Here is a 17,103-nt window from a genome sequence, read left to right on the forward strand (position 1 = left end):
CAAAAGTCCTTATATTCGACTAGCAGCTTGTGCATTCTGTAAGAAATTAGACAATATATTCGAATATATTTCTGGTTGATCGTTATGCACTAAATGACCAGCAAACGGAATAACAGCAATGTGAATATTATCGTTTAATTGTTTGAACGTTGTAGTAGCTGTAACTTCATCTTCTGCATCTCCCCCAGCAATACAAAGTGTAGGTATTTGAAGATTAGCTACATCACCTGTTTCATCAAATGGGTACCAACCTTTAACTTGCCACGATTCAAGTAATGCTTTCCAATCACTTTTTTCATGAATTTGATTCATATACGTTACAACTTCTTCATTTTCCATCAATTCCTGATGACACTTTGCTTCATACTCTTGAGACTCCTCCCAATTTTCTCTCTTAACCGGAAAGATACCTGAAAAAGTTAATGTTCTCACTTTATCTTGATATTTTTTTGCAAATAATAAAGCGACTAATCCTCCTAGTGAAACACCAGCTATATGACATCTATCAATTTGTAAATGCACTAACGTATCATGTAAATCCTTTACAGATCGTAGGAAATAATTCTCCAACGTCCCCCCTGATCTTCCATGTCCTCTTAAATCAGGACGAATGACTTGATAATTTTTTTCTCGAAAAAATGCTACCTGCTCTTCATACTCTACTAAACCTGTCATACCACCAGAGTGCAAAAGCATAATTGGTTCCCCTTCGCCTGAAATGTGCGTATGTAATATCATATATCTCCCTCCTTCAAAACAGAATATTCTATCTATTATTAGTATATAGAATATATATCTTAATTTCCAAATAAAAAAGAACTATAACATTTTCAAATCATGCCATAGTTCTTTTTATTTTAAAAACATAAAATAATTAATCAATTTGTCTATTTCTTGACTTAATGCCAATACTTTTTCATGTTGAATTCCGTAATCCGATACTAAATATAAAAGTTCTTCTTTCTTTATTTCAATCGCTTTTTCCAATTTTACTAATTCCATGTCGTTTTACTTCTCTCTCCAATACTAAAATGTATGTATTTTAGTATAGCCTATTTACATAATTAGTAAAAGTAAAATACGCATGTAAAATCTTACAACCATAAAAATAATATACTATCAACAAAAAATTTTAAATTTAACCCTTTATACAGATCATTAGACTTCATTATGTATTAATAACAAATCGAAATTTCTCCAATGTAATATCTTTATATTCTGGAGCTCTCTTTATATGATCAAAATAACTATATGAGAATTTTAAAATATGCCCGAAATCCCAATCAAACGCACTATAGTCTTTTAGCCAAAATTGATTTTCTGTTGGTAATACATAAGCACGCTTTGATTCGATTAAAGGTAAACGATCTATAGGTGAGTGCAAGTTAATTTCAGTATTCGGCATAAGATATTGACTAGCACGTAACACGTATACTAGTTTTAACAGTGGACGTATCCCTCGTTGGAATATATCTCTATGCCCTAAATCATACATAATATTAATTGCATGAGAAAAAGTAAGCAAATGACCAATTAAATCATGATGCGCTTCCGCTCTATAAATAATATTAAATTGCGAGAGCTCCTTTAAAATAAACTTAGATAATTGTTTCGGATTTTTGAATTCACTTTCTATCTCATCGTTTATACTTAATTGTTTTACTTCCTTCGTCGTAAAACCAATCCACGATCTACCAGGAATTGTTTTTCGAAACGATAATATAAGGTTAGTAATCCCTTCAATTGCTTGATTATTCCCCCATTTTTGTAACTCTTTCATAGCTAATAAACTTAATGCAGCATAAATGACATTATGCCCCACCCAATGAAGTTCATCAATTGTATGCTCCATTGATTTTATAATCAGTTTTTCAGCACTTTGAAAATTAATTTCTTTTTTACTATCGATGATTTCACCTAAGTTTTGATTGTTCAACATCATTTTTGTTTGAGAATACATACTACGATTTCTCTCTTCTTCCATATTGTTATCTTTCATAAAAAAATAACTAGCAATTGCAGCTGCTCCGAAATGCGCATGCCAAATATCATTTGTTTGTTTTTTACACTGAGAAATAATTGAAAGACCATCTCTTAAAACAGTTTTATTTTCCATCTATTTTTCCCCCGTAATAAAAATCACTTAATACTCATCCTAAAGATGGTGTCAATACAAATAAAATATGATTGGATTCATCACTTTTATTCAAAAAGCGATGTTTCACATTTGGCGGAATACGTACAACATCGCCTTCTTCTAAAAAATATTCTTTTCCTTCTAATTCCACATACACTTCTCCTTTCATAACAACTGCAATCTCTTCTTTATCTTCATGTGAATAATGACTTTCCGTTGTATTTGCTTTTTTATTTAAATCCATCATTAATATTTCAATACGCGCTTTCATAAAATCCGGTGTTAATACATCATATACAATGTGATCATTATTTTCTCGATATACTTTTTTTCGATCTTTTTTCTTAGAAATGAGTGAATCTGTATCAATCTCATTAATAAAAAGTGTAAATAGTGGTACATTTAATGCTTTCGCAATTAATTCCAATACACTTAAAGAAGGATTCGCATATCCTCGTTCAATTTGACTAATTAGTGAAGTACTAATCCCTGCATAATTAGCAAATTCACGAATTGTCATATTATTTTTCTTACGATAACTTAATACAGTTTGTCCGAGTCTATCATGTATCATAGTAAAAACTTCCTTTCGTCCATCATATTGCATGTTTCGTTGTCTTTGTGCTGACATAGTAAACAAAGGCAAATAATCCTTTCCTATCGCCTTAAGGACTTATATACTTACCTTTGTACATTATATCGTATTAATTTTATTATAATAAACATTGTATCGGAGGGACAAACTGTGAAATCACCTATTCTTTCATATTGCATTTTATTTTTCGGCGTATTCGCCCTATCAACTTCAGCAATTTTCGTAAAATTGGCAGATGCTCCTGCGGCTATCATTGCTTTTTATCGATTATTCTTTGCTGCACTGATTCTATTACCGTTATTACTATTTAATAAAAATAATCGAAACGAGCTAAAAACAGTAACAAGAAGACAATGGGGATTCGGATTCATATCCGGGCTATTTTTAGCTGCACATTATGTACTATGGTTTGAATCATTACAATATACTTCTGTAGCGAGTTCTACAGTCATCGTAACGTTACAACCATTATTTTCAATGATTGGTGGTTACTTTCTATTTAAAGAAAGATTTACGAAAGGAGCGGTTATTGGTTGCCTCATCGCTATTTCAGGAAGTATCGTCATTGGATGGCAAGACTTCCAAATTAGTGGAGAAGCTTTATATGGGGACATTTTAGCCTTTATTGCGGCCGGAATTATTACCGCTTACTTTTTCATTAGCCAACATGTTCGTAAAGACTTATCACTTATACCGTATTCGGTAATTAGTTATGGAAGTAGCGCCTGTTTTCTCGGTATATTTGCCTACATGCAGCAAGAATCTTTCATCCATTACTCTACACAAACTTGGTTGTGCTTTATCAGCTTAGCATTTATTGCTACAATTTTAGGGCAAACAATTTTTAATTGGTTATTAAAATGGATGAGTGCTACTGTAATCTCTATGAGCATTTTAGGAGAAACGATTGGAACTTGTATACTAGCGTACTTTATATTAAATGAGACTATTTCTTTACAACAAGGACTAGGCATTACAGTTATTTTTATTGGCTTAGCATTATTTTTAGTGCAACCAAAACTGCCTAACAACAACTAATAAATAAAAAGCATGACAGTATAATGTCATGCTTTTCACTATCCATTATGTATCATTAAACCATCAGGTCTAAAACGACTCATCATAATTTCATTAATAAACTTTCCGTGAGCCTTCAAATTCCCTATCTTTACTCCCTCTTCTACAAACCCAAATTTTTCATATAGCGATTTCGCTTTCGGATTCGTTTCTAAAACACCTAGTTCCACTCGCTCTAACATTAACCAATTATCAGCTAAATCAAGCATTTTTGTAAGAAGTGCTTTCCCAATGCCTTTATTATGATATTCACTATCTACCCCCATAAACAAATCCCCCGAATGAGATCTACGTCCTAGGCTTTGGGTTAATCCAACAAATCCAACAACTTTTCCATCATACTCTGCAACAAATTCAAATTGATTTGGCGCTAAATTACGAATTCTATTTTCCATCGCATCTACACGCATGCTAGGTAAGAAAACCATATAAGGCAAAACCTCATCCTGTATACATATACGGTGAATTGCTCTAGCATCTTGTATTTCTACCGCTCTTAGTTTGATCTCCATATTTTCTCCCCTCCATATTCATAACAATACATTATTCATTCTAGACCCCTGGGTGAAACCCCTTCTCTTCTATATTTCTTTATGTTATTTTTACATAATCATTTCAGTATAACATCCAATTTATGAATAGCTTATCTACAATTTGGTTAACTTTTTACTCTATTATATAACTCCAGCAGATTTTCAATTGGAATACCATTTATTTTCATACCAGTTATATCACAATTTTCTATTTCCATATTTTTCAGATTACTATTACTTATCGCACTACCTTCCAAATCACATCTATTAAATGAAATAGGATGTTTACCTTCTCCAAGGTTTGTATCTTTAAAATGAACTCCACCTAAAGTCACAAAAGAAAATTTACTACCGGAAAGATTTAAATCGGTATATAATGAACTTTTAAAATTTATATTTCTAAACTTTGATTGACTCACATTACAATTACTCATCTTCATATTCATCATATTGCTACCAATAAAGGAACTGTTTTTTAAATTCACTTGATAATACTCTGTATTTGCTAGATTACAGTTTTCATATTGGCTATTTTTCATATCATTACTTTTAATCAGGTTCTCTTTAGCTGACTCTACAGTTATTCTTTTTACATAACAATACTCATCTTCAGATTTAAAAATTATTTCATAACCCATTTTTTCATAAAAATGATGATTATTAAGTTGTCTACTGGATGTTTCGAGATCCCAAACCCTTATGCTTGGATATTCCACTTCAATTGATTTAATAACATGTGATCCAATTCCTTTTCCTTGATAATCAGGATCTACAAAAATACGATCAATTCGACCGTATGACTTACCAGAAATCGTAACTATAATTCCCCCGATTATTTTGTCATCCACTATTACCTTGAAAGAATCCAATTCTTCGATTGAATACCTCATCATTTCAACTGAAGAATAGCCTGGTGGTTGGATGTTATAGTCAATGACATCACCTTGACCGCATAGCCATCGTTTTGCTTCTTCATCAAATGTTCTTGTCATTATTTCTGTTAACTTTTCAGCATCTAAAATTGTAGCTTTTTCTATAGATATTATTATCATTTTTGTTTTCTCCTTCATTGTTACAAGATAATAAGTTTTGCAAACCGTATAGTTATAAAATAAAGAAAATTAAAATTAATAACTTCATTTACTATTAAACTACAAATCAACCTATATTTTCCACTGTTACTTAGTATTAATGAATAAAAAAGAGACCATGCTATATGAAGGCACTGAAAAACTCCACTTCATAAGAAAAAGGATCCTACCACCTACTATATAAAGGTGATGGGATCCTTTTTAATTTCAACATATTGATAAAATGCGTGTTATTTTCTCAAAGCAACCACTTTTTCAGTGGCCTCTGCTATATAAACATGTTCTCCTCTTTTATTCATTTTCAATTGTGTATAATTAAAAATTAGATATTACTTTAGCCACTCGTTGCAACTATTACTTAACTCCTGTAAATCCTCTATAAATCGACTCGCATGATATCCATCACAAACCGAATGATGAACTTGTAATGAAACTGGTAGCATAACCTTATTTTCTTCATTAAAATATTTCCCACAAGTTATAATTGGTAATAGAAAATCACCATCATTATTAATATTAAGATTAAATCCAGTAAAACTAGCCCAAGGTATGCTAGAAATAGGAAGAACATTTGGCGGAACATTTTCTTTTGTGAAGAGACCATGAACACCAGCATAGCACCTCATATCCTCTTCATAGTTTTTATAAAAAATGTGAAAATCATTAGAATAATCCGTCCATATACTTGAAAAAGATTTATCATCTTTATGGAAGATTGTATAACTTGGTATCATTTCCTCCCAATATCCTAAAACTCCTTCATCGTTAAAACATGTTCGAAATTCTTTATGATTATTTATTACTCTAGAAATTAAATATATAAAAACGGGATAAAATTTTATTCCTTTTTGATGTAATTCCTTTAATAACCTCATAATATCAACATTCACAGTCATACTAAACGTACATTTCAACTTTAAATAATGTTCAAAATACTGCTCTCTATTCCAATTTTCTCTGTCAATTACATGAAACTTCATTGTAATAGCCTCCTAAAATTTTTTATTTTAGAAGGCTAACTTTCTTGTTTTCACCAAACCTGTTCACTCCTAATAGTTAAAGTTTTTATTTAATTATATAACATCTACAAAAATTCATTCACATATTTATTGAAATCCAACCACATACTATTAATACATCAACTGACGTTTGGAGGATTCAAACATGAATGACAAAAATGTAAATAAAAAAGATAATGCTATCGCAAACAATACACCTATTCAAAATAATAATACTGTAAACTTTAATGTAGAAGAACAAGCAATGAACGGCTTATATGGAATGCCAGAAACTGCTATTGAAGATGCTGATCATGCTGTAACTGATGATTTGACTTCAAAAAATTAATGTACTACATAGAAGAAAGCCAAGGAAAATATCCTTGACTTTCTTAACTATGCATCCATCTTTTGTACTTCTTCACTCTTTCTTGAAAGCTTTCCTGGCCAAAAAGCAAAGCGTCCTAGAACAACTGTAATTGCTGGTACAAGTAACGGTCTAACAATAAATGTATCTAGTAGTACACCAATTGCAGTTACAATACCAAATTGAACAAGAACTTGAATTGGAAGTGTACCTAATACCGCAAAAGTTCCTGCTAAAATTAAACCTGCTGATGTAATAACACTACCTGTTTGTATAACCCCATTTTTCACTGCATCCAAATGATTTTGTGTTTTTCTGTTTTTCCATATTTCTGAAACCATAAAGATATTATAATCTTCACCTAAAGCAACTAAAAATACGAATGCGTATAACGGTATCGCACCTTGAATGGCTGGTGCTCCCATACCATAATGAAGTAATAGCCACCCTGCTCCTAGTGCCGAGAAGAACGATAATACAACAGTTACAATTAAATAAATCATCGCAACAATTGATCGTAAGTAAACCAGTAATAATAAAGCTATAATACTAATCATTACTGGAATAATAACTGCTTCATCACGTTCCGTAATTTGCTTAGTATCATATAATGAAGCTGTTTCTCCGCCAATCCATAGTTGATCTTCTGCATTACTAATCCCCGCATCTTTTAATACTTTTTCTACACTGTTTTTCAATTTAGGTATTTGATCTAACGCTTCAATTGAGTATGGATTTTCAGCTAAGGAAACCTCATACATTTGTATTTGCTTATTTTCTTTACCCTCTTTTGGATCTTTAACTGTATTTACAAAAGAAAATTTCTCTAGTTCTTCTTTTATAGGAAGCTCTTTTCCTTTCGTATCAACAACAACTTTTACTGGCGCTAGTTCACCAGCTGAGAAATGATCACTAATTAACGTAAACCCTTCGCGTGAAGGCATATCTTTAGGAAACGATTCTAATAAGTCGTATGTGTATTGAATACGTGGTACAAATGATGCCAATCCACCTAATACAAATACAGTGAGCATAATTATTGTCCACGGTCTTCGTACTACAACATCCCCAAGTTTTTTACTAAAGGCCCCTTTTGATTTTTTAACTTTTACTACTTTCTTTTTCCTTCTTGCTAATTCTTCATTCATCGAAGTTGTTCTCGGTATAAATGGGAAGAATGCAGTTCTACCGAAAATTAATAATAACGCTGGTAAAATCGTTAAAGCAGCAATTCCCATTATGAATACAGCTACACTAAATGGCACTGCAAATCGATGAAAGGCACCATAATGAGCAAGTAATAATGTTCCTAATCCAAGTACAACAGTTAATGCACTCATTATAATTGCTCCGCCAGAAGCTTTAATTGCAAGTTGCAATGCCTTATATTTACTTTCTTCTTCTAGCAAGTATTCCCGATATCTCGAAATTAAAAATAGACAATAATCCGTTCCAGCACCAAACAATAGTACAGTCATAATTGATATCGCCTGTGCATCTACTTTAATCCATCCGTGATCAGCTAAAAACCCAAGCGTCGGACTAATAATACCGTATGCAAAGCCAACAACAAGTAAAGGTAAAATTGCTAAAATTGGTGAACGGTACAGTAAAATTAATAGAACTAATACGAGTAGTACAGTTGCAATTAATAATTTTACATCTGCTTGACTAAACAAACTAACTGCATCTGTTTGAATGCCTACTGGTCCAGATAATCGAACATGTAATCCAGAATCACTTATTTTTTGTTTAAATGGATCTCCATTGACCTTACTATTCACTATGTTTCTTAAATCATCAAGATTTCCTTTTAATATATCTGTTCCAGCAGCCTTGTTAAAGAATACTGGTGTAACAAATGATGTACCATCTTTTGATGCACTTTTTGATAATACTTGTTCAGGGATTGTATCAAATGGTGGTAATGTTGATTGCTCCTTTAAAGGACTAGCTTTTAACTCTTTATAAACGTCTTGTATGAGTTTATAATCCTGCGACTGTAATCCACCATCTCTATACCATACTACTAATAAAGGATTCCCTGCATTATTCGGAAACTCTTTTTTCATAAGTGCTTCCGCTTGCTGCGACATAGCTGTTTCAGGTAAATTTTTCGGATTCGGTTCTTTCGTACTATTTACTTGTGGTAACGTAAATGAAAGTACTAATGTAATAAGAATCCATACCGATAAAGTTATCCATTGTGTATGCTTCCCTGCTACAAGCCTCCCTAACATATGTAACGGGTGCTTTTTCATAAAAACCCACCTTCCTTTTCTCTCCCACTATTAATTATATATACTGGTCGGTTAATTAATCAAGAATGAATAAAAATTTGTGTTATAATTATCTCAACAATACATGTCAGGAGCGAATAGATTTGGAACAAAAACAACGTCCTCTTGGAAGGCCTCGTCAAAATAAAAATACAAAATCTACAAAAGAAACCATTTTAGAAGTTGCAACTCGGTTATTTCTTACTCAAAATTATCAAGGCGTTTCTATGGATGAAGTAGCAAAAGTTTGTGGTGTTACGAAAGCAACCGTCTACTATTACTATTCTACAAAAGCTGATTTATTTACCGCTACTATGATTCAAATGATGATACGTATAAGAGAGAATATGGATCAAATACTTTCCACGAATAAATCTTTGGAAGAAAGGTTGTTAGACTTCGCTAAAGTCTACTTACACGCAACGATGGATATTGACATGAAGAACTTTATGAAAGATGCAAAACACTCTTTATCTGAAGAGCAATTGAAAGAATTAAAAAATGCTGAAGATAACATGTATGAAGTGTTGGAAAAAGCACTTCATAACGCGATGCAACTTGGAGAAATAAGTAAAGGCAATCCTAAATTTGCTGCCCATGCTTTCGTATCTTTATTATCAATTGGGAATTTTAAGGATGAGAGCCATAATGATATTCCTTCAAATATAGATAACTTAGCAAAAGAAATCGTTTCTTTTTATTGGAACGGATTAGGTCATTCATATTAAATAGATTTCCTTTAATAAAAGAGCATGTTTGAAATTTTTTTCAAACATGCTCTTTTATTTACTATTAATTAGATTATACTTCAGCACAGTTTAACAAAAAATTCCTCTTCAATTTTTACAAATTTTGAATTTGAATCTTTATATTCTCCTTACTTAATCCTCCATGGTAACAAACTACCGATTCAATATCAAGATTTGAATACCTCTTCAAAGACTGCTGTGCTTCCTTAACATTTAAAGTTGTTGGGGCGTGAATTCCTCCTAACTTTCCATTCACGCTATACATCGAGTCTCCTGCAATAAGGGTTTTACTTTGTTTCAAATATAAACTAATATGACCTGGAGTGTGTCCTGGGGTATGTAGAATTTGTATCCCGCCGCAATACGGAAGTTCTTGCCCATCTATCACCGTATTACTAACTTTTCCTTTTGGTGGATTCTCTACATTTCCATCTTTCAATAAAGGTAACTCTCCCTCAATATATGGCTTATCTAACTCGTGCGCATAAACTTTAATATTACTTCCACAGCGTTGCAATAACTCTGGAAGACCACCTATATGATCTATATCCTGATGTGTCAAAATCACAACTTTTAGCTTATCAACGGGTATCCCTACTCTTTCCATCTCTACTTGTATGTCTTCAAATTGTCCAGGGAAACCAGTATCTATTAACACTGCCATTTCATCATCCCATAAAAGAATTGGGTGAATAATAAATTCTTGAAACTCAAGTTGTAACATTTCTACCCCTTTAGCAATCTCCATATAGTCCGTCTCCTTTATGATGAAGTTTGAAAATATGCACAACTACACCGAAAATATAAAGCCACACTATCTTTTAATAGGTTTTGTCATCCCAATAGAGAATGCCTCAAACCCTATAGATTCATAATAAGATTGCAATTTTTCCACACACATAAGTTGGGGAATAACCTTGTTTTGTTCACAGTGCCGGATTAATCGTTCTACTAGTTCTTTTCCAATACCAATGGACTGATACTCTGGCATTACACAAATACCACAAATAACGCCCGTAATTATACCATCTGATATAATACGCCCCATCCCTACTAATTTCTTATCATGAAAAGCATACATTGCATACCAACTTTGTTTACACATTTGTTCTAACTCGTTAACCGTTAATTGTAGAGAATTCCATCCTAAAGATTCATACAACGCTAATAATCCATTGAAATCTGTTGGGTGTTCAATTGTGTAATTTATACTATTATTCATTTGAATACTCCTTATTCTCTCGTTTGTTTGTACTTCACAAAATTAGCCTTACTATGAAATTAACTTAAACAAACTTCCATAAGAACAATATAATTCCTTCTCATCATAAAATAAAAAGAAGTTAACTTCACCTCAGTTAACTTCTTTTATATAAATCTATCATTATATTATCAACCAAAAATCATACAGCTACAGACGATAAGAACAAACAAAACTAATAAACCATTTGAAAAATAACCCATAGAATACTGCCCCTTTATTTCATTATGTAAAAGATTTTATCATAAAATTATTTACAACATAATAACTGAAAAAGACATTGCATTCATTACTTATATATATTTAGTAATATTTTATTTTTGGCCATATTCGTCTTTTCTAAAATCACTTCTCATCCTCCTCTTCTTTAGTTCACATAATCTCAAAATAACAAATTAGTAAATATTAATTTACTATAATGAGTTTAAATATTTGATTTATAGCTAAATTAGTAATAAAATAATGACTAAACCCAAAAAGGAAGCGAAAATAATGTCCCATAAAGAATTATTAAACGAATACATGAATTTATTATTAAATATGTCAGGTACTTTCAAATTACTATCAGAAAAATCCTCTGAATTTACACATTTAGAACAACACGTAGTTGAGTATATCGCCCAGCAAAAAGTACCTGTAAATTCAAAGATGATTGCTAGTTATTTAAACATTCCTAAGCAACAATTAAGTGTAACTGTACGTAACTTAGAACAAAACGGATATATTGTAAAAAAGCAAGATACGGTAGATAAAAGAGCTGTATTAATTTCTCTGACAGAAAAAGCTGAAAAGTTACATTATGAGAGATGGAAACAAATTTATAAAAATTTCACAGTAAACCTCGAACAATTATCCGAAGAAGATAGGCGGGATTTAACTTACGGACTATATAAAACAAATACAATGCTCTCAAAAATGTTAAATAACGACTAAATATATTGTTTTATTATGCAACGGAGGATGTTTCATGGTTAAAGAGTTAGATTTACAATCAGTACAAGGTACGATGCTTATTCCCCTATGGGGACGAGCATATGGCAGTGAGAAAAATAAGGATATTTTAGATGATACAGAGGCTATTCGAATAATTAAAGAATGCGATTTTGACTTCTCAACAATAGCAAATACATTTGGTGAATACGGATGTATCACATACATTACTCGCGCACGAAAAATTGATGATACGATAAAAAAATTCATTATAAAACATCCAAATGCTACTATTGTAAATATAGGTTCTGGATTAGACACTACTTTTTCTAGAATTGATAACGGTACGATACATTGGTATAATCTTGATTTGCCCGATGCTATTTCATTTCGAAAAACATTAGTTGAAGATACACCAAGAAACATGAGCATCGCTAAATCATTTTTTGATATTTCTTGGTTTGACGATATAAAATATGATCCAAACGACGGTATTCTATTTATATCAGCTGGCGTGTTTTATTACTTTAAAGAAGAGGATTTGAAGAAAATCATAGTCGCTATGTCAAAACGTTTCCCTGGAGGCGAATTATACTTTGACGCTGAATCAAAATTTGCACTGAACCTTTCAAATGCTACTGTAAAGAAATCTGGTAATAACGGCGCAATGATGCATTTTTATGTAAACAATCCAAAATCAATAGAAAAATGGTCTTCTACCATAAAAGTATTAAGCTGCTCTCCTTTCTTTAAAAATATACCTACACATAAAGATTGGGATGGTAGTACGCGCATTATGATGCGAATTGTAAACTTAATAAAGATGCTGAAGTTTGTTCATTTGCGGTTCAATAGAAAATAGGAAAAGAAGACCTTAAGTTTACAAGGTCTTCTTTACTTATTTTTCAACTGTTTAAGTTACTGACTCATAATTGTATCGTATAGATGTAAACTCTTCACAAAAATATATTCACGACTTCTTATCCTCATTAATAAGAATAGCTTTCTTACTCGAAAATAGATTTTTAAAAATTCCTATCCCCACAATTAATAGACCTATCCCAGCTAATTTATTTATTTGTAATGGAATACTCTCCATTCCAAATAATCCAAATGTATCAATACATAACGCAACTACTAATTGAGTTATGAGACTAATGAGCACCGTATATGCTGGACCTAAGCTCTTTATTGCACCCATTATACAAATAATTAATCCGATACCAAACAACCCACTTACATAAAACAAATAATTTGTAGTGTGAAAATTAACGCTTATACTTTTCTCTGTAATGATATAAAATAGCACTGAACTTATAAGACCTATTCCAAGAACACATGTAGTTGTTAACCACTGCCCTACATTTTCATTCACTTTCGTATTAAAAACAGATTGTAAGCTAATTAATATTCCTGCTAATATAGCTAAAGTAAATCCAATCAAAATCTTCCTCTCCCTTTCATTACTCATAAATATTATCTTTAGCAACTTCCTTCATTTTAAAAAAGTCTTTAATTACAATAACTCCATTTCTCTTTTCAATTAATTTTTCTTTATAAAATCTTTGTAACACCCGAATTACGTGCCGATAACTTACTCCTATAAAATCCGCAATACTTGATATCGAAGTTGCATCCAAATCTTTTTTATACATATTCCCGTTACTATCAGTAGAAATAGAAAGTAAATAACTAGCTACACGTACTTCTACTGGATAAAGTAAATTAAGTGCTGTAAAACGAGTCGATATTTTTAATGTGTTTGCAATGTTTTCAAGCAAGAAGTTCATAAATATAGGGTCATGTAATAACTTATTTCTAATTACAGCATGAGAAATAGAGATGGCTATAACATCTGAACAAGCTTCAACGACATTATGCGCTTTGCTATTTTGTATGAATTCAATATCGCCAACAACCGCCAATGGATTAATAAAACGAAGGATCAGTTTCTTTCCCTCTGGTGTAATCGTATAAACTTTTACTTTACCTTTAACAACAAAATATAAACGATCCATTGCGTCATCTATATTGCAAATAAGCTCGCCTTTTTCAAAATGATTTACTTGAAAATAAGCTGTATCTATCTCTGAAAAAATTTCAAGCATTTTATTAGTTTTCAAATAATGGATAATTAAATCTGATCTATTCTCCATTTTCATTTCCTCCTTTCATTTACATATTAAATACAACAATACCTATAATCATTACTATTGTTCCCACAATATGATATCTCTCCATCTGTATCTTTTTTATTTGAAATAATCCCTTCATTTCAATTAGAGTTGCTGTTAATAATTGAGCAACCATAAGTGTCCCAGCTGTTAATGTAACTCCCATTGCATGTATCGCTACTGTTTCTGCACAAATAATTAATCCGCCAAGTGCACCAGCTACTAAATATATTTTTTTCACATCCTTTAAATCCGCTATTTTCTCTTCTTTCTTTAACAAAAATATTGTTGTTGCAATAATGAATCCAATTAAATGCGTAATAATACTTGTCGACCATATACCGATATGTGAACTAAGTTTTGCATTAAATGTACCTTGAAGTGTAATAAATACGCCAGCTAAAATAGCAAATACAACGCCTTTCAAAAAATCATCTCCTAATCTTTTATTTCTAACTTAATTAAAAGCTATAATCCTATAAAGGCAAAAGGACAAATGTCACATCAATATGAAAATAGCTACAAATAAACAATAAAAAACGCACAAGTGGCCCCATAATAATTAATTGTAATGGATACGCCAAAATGAAATTTTTAATGAAAATTGAAAAATACATCGATACAAATGAGTCTCCTTGTAGTCCACCATGTAAATACATCATAGCCATTCCGTAAAAAGACATAAAGAAAACCATTCCAATTACCATAGCTGTCGCCATCGCAACTATAATATTTATTTTCTTCGATTTATCAAACGGTAACATGAATACAAGTTTTTTCGCACAAGGTCCAACGATACATATTTCAATTAATAATGCAATAATGAATCCAATTATTAGTTCTAATGCGATCTCCTTAATATGAATTGGTCCCCCTGCTCCATTCAGTAATAAATTATAAAACGTCATTACAATAACCATCCCAAGGCACATCATCATACCAAATTGGAGGTTTTCCTTTCTTGTTGTTGGCAATTTCTATCATCCTTTCTGTTTAAGTCTTTGTCATTATATCGATTATGGAAGCCTCTTCGTAAGTGAACATTTTGTGAACGAATTTAAAGCGTTATCATATATTCACTATACTTTCTGATCAAATTCTCACTCATACTTATAAAGGTTTTATATATTTCAATGTTGAATTACTAAATTTAACATTGAAATACATTACTACTAGGAAGATAACCATGAGTGACATAGAATTTTACGTATACCACGTCGTTACAAGGAAAAAAATGAAGATTGGACAAATCATTCATTTCGATAAAAATCAAACTAATACCCTATATCGGTTCTTTTTTGAAAGAGAACAATTAAATTCTAGTGGTGATGATGGCATAAAAATTATAAATAACCACTATAAAAATGAAGAATTACATATAAAGAATGAAAATGCTAAAGTAGTTATGAGTTATATCGATCAAACAATTAGAACGGTTAGAAAAACGATTGTAGAAATGGTTAGACTACAAGAATTTCCTGAATACCCTTCAAGATTATCTTGTTTATATGCTGCAAAGAGCTATGAAGATGCTTTAAAATGGAAAGCATTATTTGATTCTTACAATCGAGAAGTTTTGCAGATTGTTAAACTACGAGTAATTGGAAATTGTTTTGAAGGTGACGGAAATCTTTTACCGAAAGAAGATGGTATTCCTTTCTCTCAAAAAATTGAACAAGCAAGAGAGTATTGGAAAGGAAACGTTAGTAATGAACTTCCTGAGTTACTGATCAATGGAAAAATTGAAGTGGTGGAAATTATTGATGATTTTTCCGCAATTCATATTTAATTCCTAACTAAATCATATAGGATGGAGATTATAATGATGAAAAAAGTGTACTTCAATCATGATGGTGGTGTAGATGATTTAATTTCATTATTTTTATTACTCCAGATGGATAATGTCAAACTTACAGGTGTTTCAGTTATCCCTGCAGATTGCTATTTAGAACCAGCAATGTCTGCAAGTCGCAAAATTATTGATCGCTTCGGCAAAGGAAATATTGAAGTAGCCGCATCAAATTCCCGTGCCAAAAATCCATTTCCAAAAGATTGGCGGATGCATGCATTTTATGTAGATGCTTTACCAATTTTAAATGAGTCTGGAAAAGTTGTAACACCCGTAGCAGAAAAACCTGCACATCATCATTTAATTGAAACTTTACTACAAACTGAAGAGAAAACAACTTTATTATTTACGGGTCCTCTTACCGATTTAGCGCGTGCACTATATGAAGCACCAGTAATCAAAGAAAAAATTGAACGTCTTATTTGGATGGGAGGCACATTTCGTACTGCCGGCAATGTACATGAACCAGAACATGATGGAACAGCTGAGTGGAATTCATTTTGGGATCCTGAGGCAGTAGCACGTGTATGGGAATCAAAAATTGAAATCGTCTTAGTAACGTTAGAAAGTACAAACCAAGTTCCATTAACTATAGACATACGTGAACGTTGGGCAACAGAGAGAAAATATATTGGAATTGATTTTCTTGGTCAATGCTATGCAATGGTCCCTCCTCTCGTTCACTTCTCAACGAACTCTACTTACTATTTATGGGATGTATTAACTGCTGCCTTTATCGGGAAATCTGACCTTGCAAAATTACAAACAATTAATAGTATTATTCATACATATGGACCTAGCCAGGGGCGTACAGTGGAAACTGTTGACGGACGACCTGTAAATGTAGTATATGATGTAAACCACAATGGATTTTTCAACTATATAACTGAATTAGCGAAGAAAGCTTCCACTTGAACCACTATCTATATGAAAAATAAATAGAATGGCATTATTTTAGACGATAAACCCCATATTTAGAATTTGTTTGAAACTACATATTTAACTATTGAAAAGAGTATTGAATTAACTTTCAATACTCTTTTTATGCAGTTTAATTATATTT

Annotated in this window: 21 protein-coding genes; 7 read left to right on the plus strand and 14 right to left on the minus strand. The window is 31.7% G+C overall.

From position 1 onward, the window contains the following. Positions 1–9: 9 nt before the first annotated feature. The 4 genes from ACUN0F_RS21380 to ACUN0F_RS21395 form a co-directional block, all read right to left on the minus strand. A complete protein-coding gene (locus tag ACUN0F_RS21380) occupies positions 10–738 on the minus strand; it encodes an alpha/beta fold hydrolase (protein ID WP_000600637.1) in 729 nt (242 codons plus the stop codon). Between the two features lie 114 nt (positions 739–852). Beyond that, complete coding sequence (locus ACUN0F_RS21385) at positions 853–1,002, minus strand: aspartyl-phosphate phosphatase Spo0E family protein (protein ID WP_000424360.1); 150 nt, start codon at positions 1,000–1,002, stop codon at positions 853–855. Positions 1,003–1,168: 166 nt separating this feature from the next. Continuing rightward, positions 1,169–2,116, minus strand: coding sequence for a hypothetical protein (locus tag ACUN0F_RS21390; protein ID WP_445540113.1), 948 nt, complete (start codon positions 2,114–2,116; stop codon positions 1,169–1,171). A 34-nt stretch (positions 2,117–2,150) separates the two neighbouring features. Then, positions 2,151–2,711 (minus strand): helix-turn-helix domain-containing protein, encoded by a 561-nt coding sequence (locus ACUN0F_RS21395; protein ID WP_445540114.1) that lies wholly within the window; start codon positions 2,709–2,711, stop codon positions 2,151–2,153. A gap of 171 nt (positions 2,712–2,882) precedes the next feature. Here ACUN0F_RS21395 and ACUN0F_RS21400 point away from each other — a divergent pair, with 171 nt between their 5' ends. Beyond that, the gene (locus ACUN0F_RS21400; protein ID WP_000841771.1) at positions 2,883–3,770 is read left to right on the plus strand and encodes a DMT family transporter; all 888 of its coding nucleotides are present in this window, start codon (positions 2,883–2,885) and stop codon (positions 3,768–3,770) included. 38 nt (positions 3,771–3,808) lie between these two features. Here ACUN0F_RS21400 and ACUN0F_RS21405 read toward each other — a convergent pair whose 3' ends face one another. From ACUN0F_RS21405 to catA, 3 genes are all read right to left on the minus strand, one after another. Further along, positions 3,809–4,321, minus strand: coding sequence for a GNAT family N-acetyltransferase (locus ACUN0F_RS21405; RefSeq protein WP_264462995.1), 513 nt, complete (start codon positions 4,319–4,321; stop codon positions 3,809–3,811). A gap of 146 nt (positions 4,322–4,467) precedes the next feature. Then, positions 4,468–5,394 (minus strand): GNAT family N-acetyltransferase, encoded by a 927-nt coding sequence (locus tag ACUN0F_RS21410; RefSeq protein ID WP_193671893.1) that lies wholly within the window; start codon positions 5,392–5,394, stop codon positions 4,468–4,470. 368 nt (positions 5,395–5,762) lie between these two features. Further along, a complete protein-coding gene (catA, locus tag ACUN0F_RS21415; protein WP_193671892.1) occupies positions 5,763–6,413 on the minus strand; it encodes a type A chloramphenicol O-acetyltransferase in 651 nt (216 codons plus the stop codon). A 184-nt stretch (positions 6,414–6,597) separates the two neighbouring features. Here catA and ACUN0F_RS21420 point away from each other — a divergent pair, with 184 nt between their 5' ends. Beyond that, positions 6,598–6,780 (plus strand): DUF4021 family protein, encoded by a 183-nt coding sequence (locus tag ACUN0F_RS21420; RefSeq protein ID WP_264462993.1) that lies wholly within the window; start codon positions 6,598–6,600, stop codon positions 6,778–6,780. 47 nt (positions 6,781–6,827) lie between these two features. On the opposite strand, the gene ACUN0F_RS21425 is transcribed toward ACUN0F_RS21420, so the two are convergent. Next, positions 6,828–9,059, minus strand: coding sequence for an MMPL family transporter (locus ACUN0F_RS21425; RefSeq protein ID WP_264462992.1), 2,232 nt, complete (start codon positions 9,057–9,059; stop codon positions 6,828–6,830). A gap of 122 nt (positions 9,060–9,181) precedes the next feature. Here ACUN0F_RS21425 and ACUN0F_RS21430 point away from each other — a divergent pair, with 122 nt between their 5' ends. Next, on the plus strand, positions 9,182–9,805 hold the full coding sequence (locus tag ACUN0F_RS21430; protein WP_264462991.1) for a TetR/AcrR family transcriptional regulator: 624 nt from the start codon (positions 9,182–9,184) through the stop codon (positions 9,803–9,805). 115 nt (positions 9,806–9,920) lie between these two features. On the opposite strand, the gene ACUN0F_RS21435 is transcribed toward ACUN0F_RS21430, so the two are convergent. After that, positions 9,921–10,574, minus strand: coding sequence for an MBL fold metallo-hydrolase (locus ACUN0F_RS21435; protein ID WP_264462990.1), 654 nt, complete (start codon positions 10,572–10,574; stop codon positions 9,921–9,923). Positions 10,575–10,640: 66 nt separating this feature from the next. Beyond that, positions 10,641–11,048: a GNAT family N-acetyltransferase gene (locus tag ACUN0F_RS21440; RefSeq protein ID WP_264462989.1), complete on the minus strand. Its 408-nt coding sequence runs from the start codon at positions 11,046–11,048 to the stop codon at positions 10,641–10,643. A 531-nt stretch (positions 11,049–11,579) separates the two neighbouring features. Here ACUN0F_RS21440 and ACUN0F_RS21445 point away from each other — a divergent pair. Then, a complete protein-coding gene (locus ACUN0F_RS21445) occupies positions 11,580–12,020 on the plus strand; it encodes a MarR family winged helix-turn-helix transcriptional regulator (RefSeq protein ID WP_000018442.1) in 441 nt (146 codons plus the stop codon). A 34-nt stretch (positions 12,021–12,054) separates the two neighbouring features. Next, positions 12,055–12,879 carry a class I SAM-dependent methyltransferase gene (locus tag ACUN0F_RS21450; RefSeq protein WP_327988364.1) on the plus strand — a complete coding sequence of 275 codons (825 nt, stop codon included), beginning with the start codon at positions 12,055–12,057 and terminating at the stop codon, positions 12,877–12,879. A gap of 108 nt (positions 12,880–12,987) precedes the next feature. Here ACUN0F_RS21450 and ACUN0F_RS21455 read toward each other — a convergent pair whose 3' ends face one another. The 4 genes from ACUN0F_RS21455 to ACUN0F_RS21470 are packed head-to-tail and all read right to left on the minus strand — an operon-like array spanning position 12,988 to position 15,165. Further along, positions 12,988–13,461, minus strand: a complete 474-nt coding sequence (locus ACUN0F_RS21455) for a DMT family transporter (RefSeq protein WP_193671885.1) — start codon at positions 13,459–13,461, stop codon at positions 12,988–12,990. A gap of 19 nt (positions 13,462–13,480) precedes the next feature. Next, positions 13,481–14,173, minus strand: a complete 693-nt coding sequence (locus ACUN0F_RS21460) for a Crp/Fnr family transcriptional regulator (protein WP_445540115.1) — start codon at positions 14,171–14,173, stop codon at positions 13,481–13,483. A 19-nt stretch (positions 14,174–14,192) separates the two neighbouring features. Beyond that, positions 14,193–14,618 carry a DMT family transporter gene (locus ACUN0F_RS21465; protein ID WP_060488717.1) on the minus strand — a complete coding sequence of 142 codons (426 nt, stop codon included), beginning with the start codon at positions 14,616–14,618 and terminating at the stop codon, positions 14,193–14,195. 49 nt (positions 14,619–14,667) lie between these two features. After that, entirely contained in the window at positions 14,668–15,165 is a 498-nt protein-coding gene (locus tag ACUN0F_RS21470; RefSeq protein ID WP_445540116.1) for a DUF2798 domain-containing protein, read from the minus strand. A gap of 212 nt (positions 15,166–15,377) precedes the next feature. Here ACUN0F_RS21470 and ACUN0F_RS21475 point away from each other — a divergent pair, with 212 nt between their 5' ends. Continuing rightward, positions 15,378–15,980, plus strand: coding sequence for a DUF2441 domain-containing protein (locus ACUN0F_RS21475; RefSeq protein WP_445540117.1), 603 nt, complete (start codon positions 15,378–15,380; stop codon positions 15,978–15,980). Between the two features lie 33 nt (positions 15,981–16,013). After that, positions 16,014–16,955 carry a nucleoside hydrolase gene (locus tag ACUN0F_RS21480; protein WP_445540118.1) on the plus strand — a complete coding sequence of 314 codons (942 nt, stop codon included), beginning with the start codon at positions 16,014–16,016 and terminating at the stop codon, positions 16,953–16,955. Positions 16,956–17,103 lie beyond the last annotated feature (148 nt).

The sequence above is a fragment of the Bacillus sp. 1A genome (genome assembly GCF_052682215.1).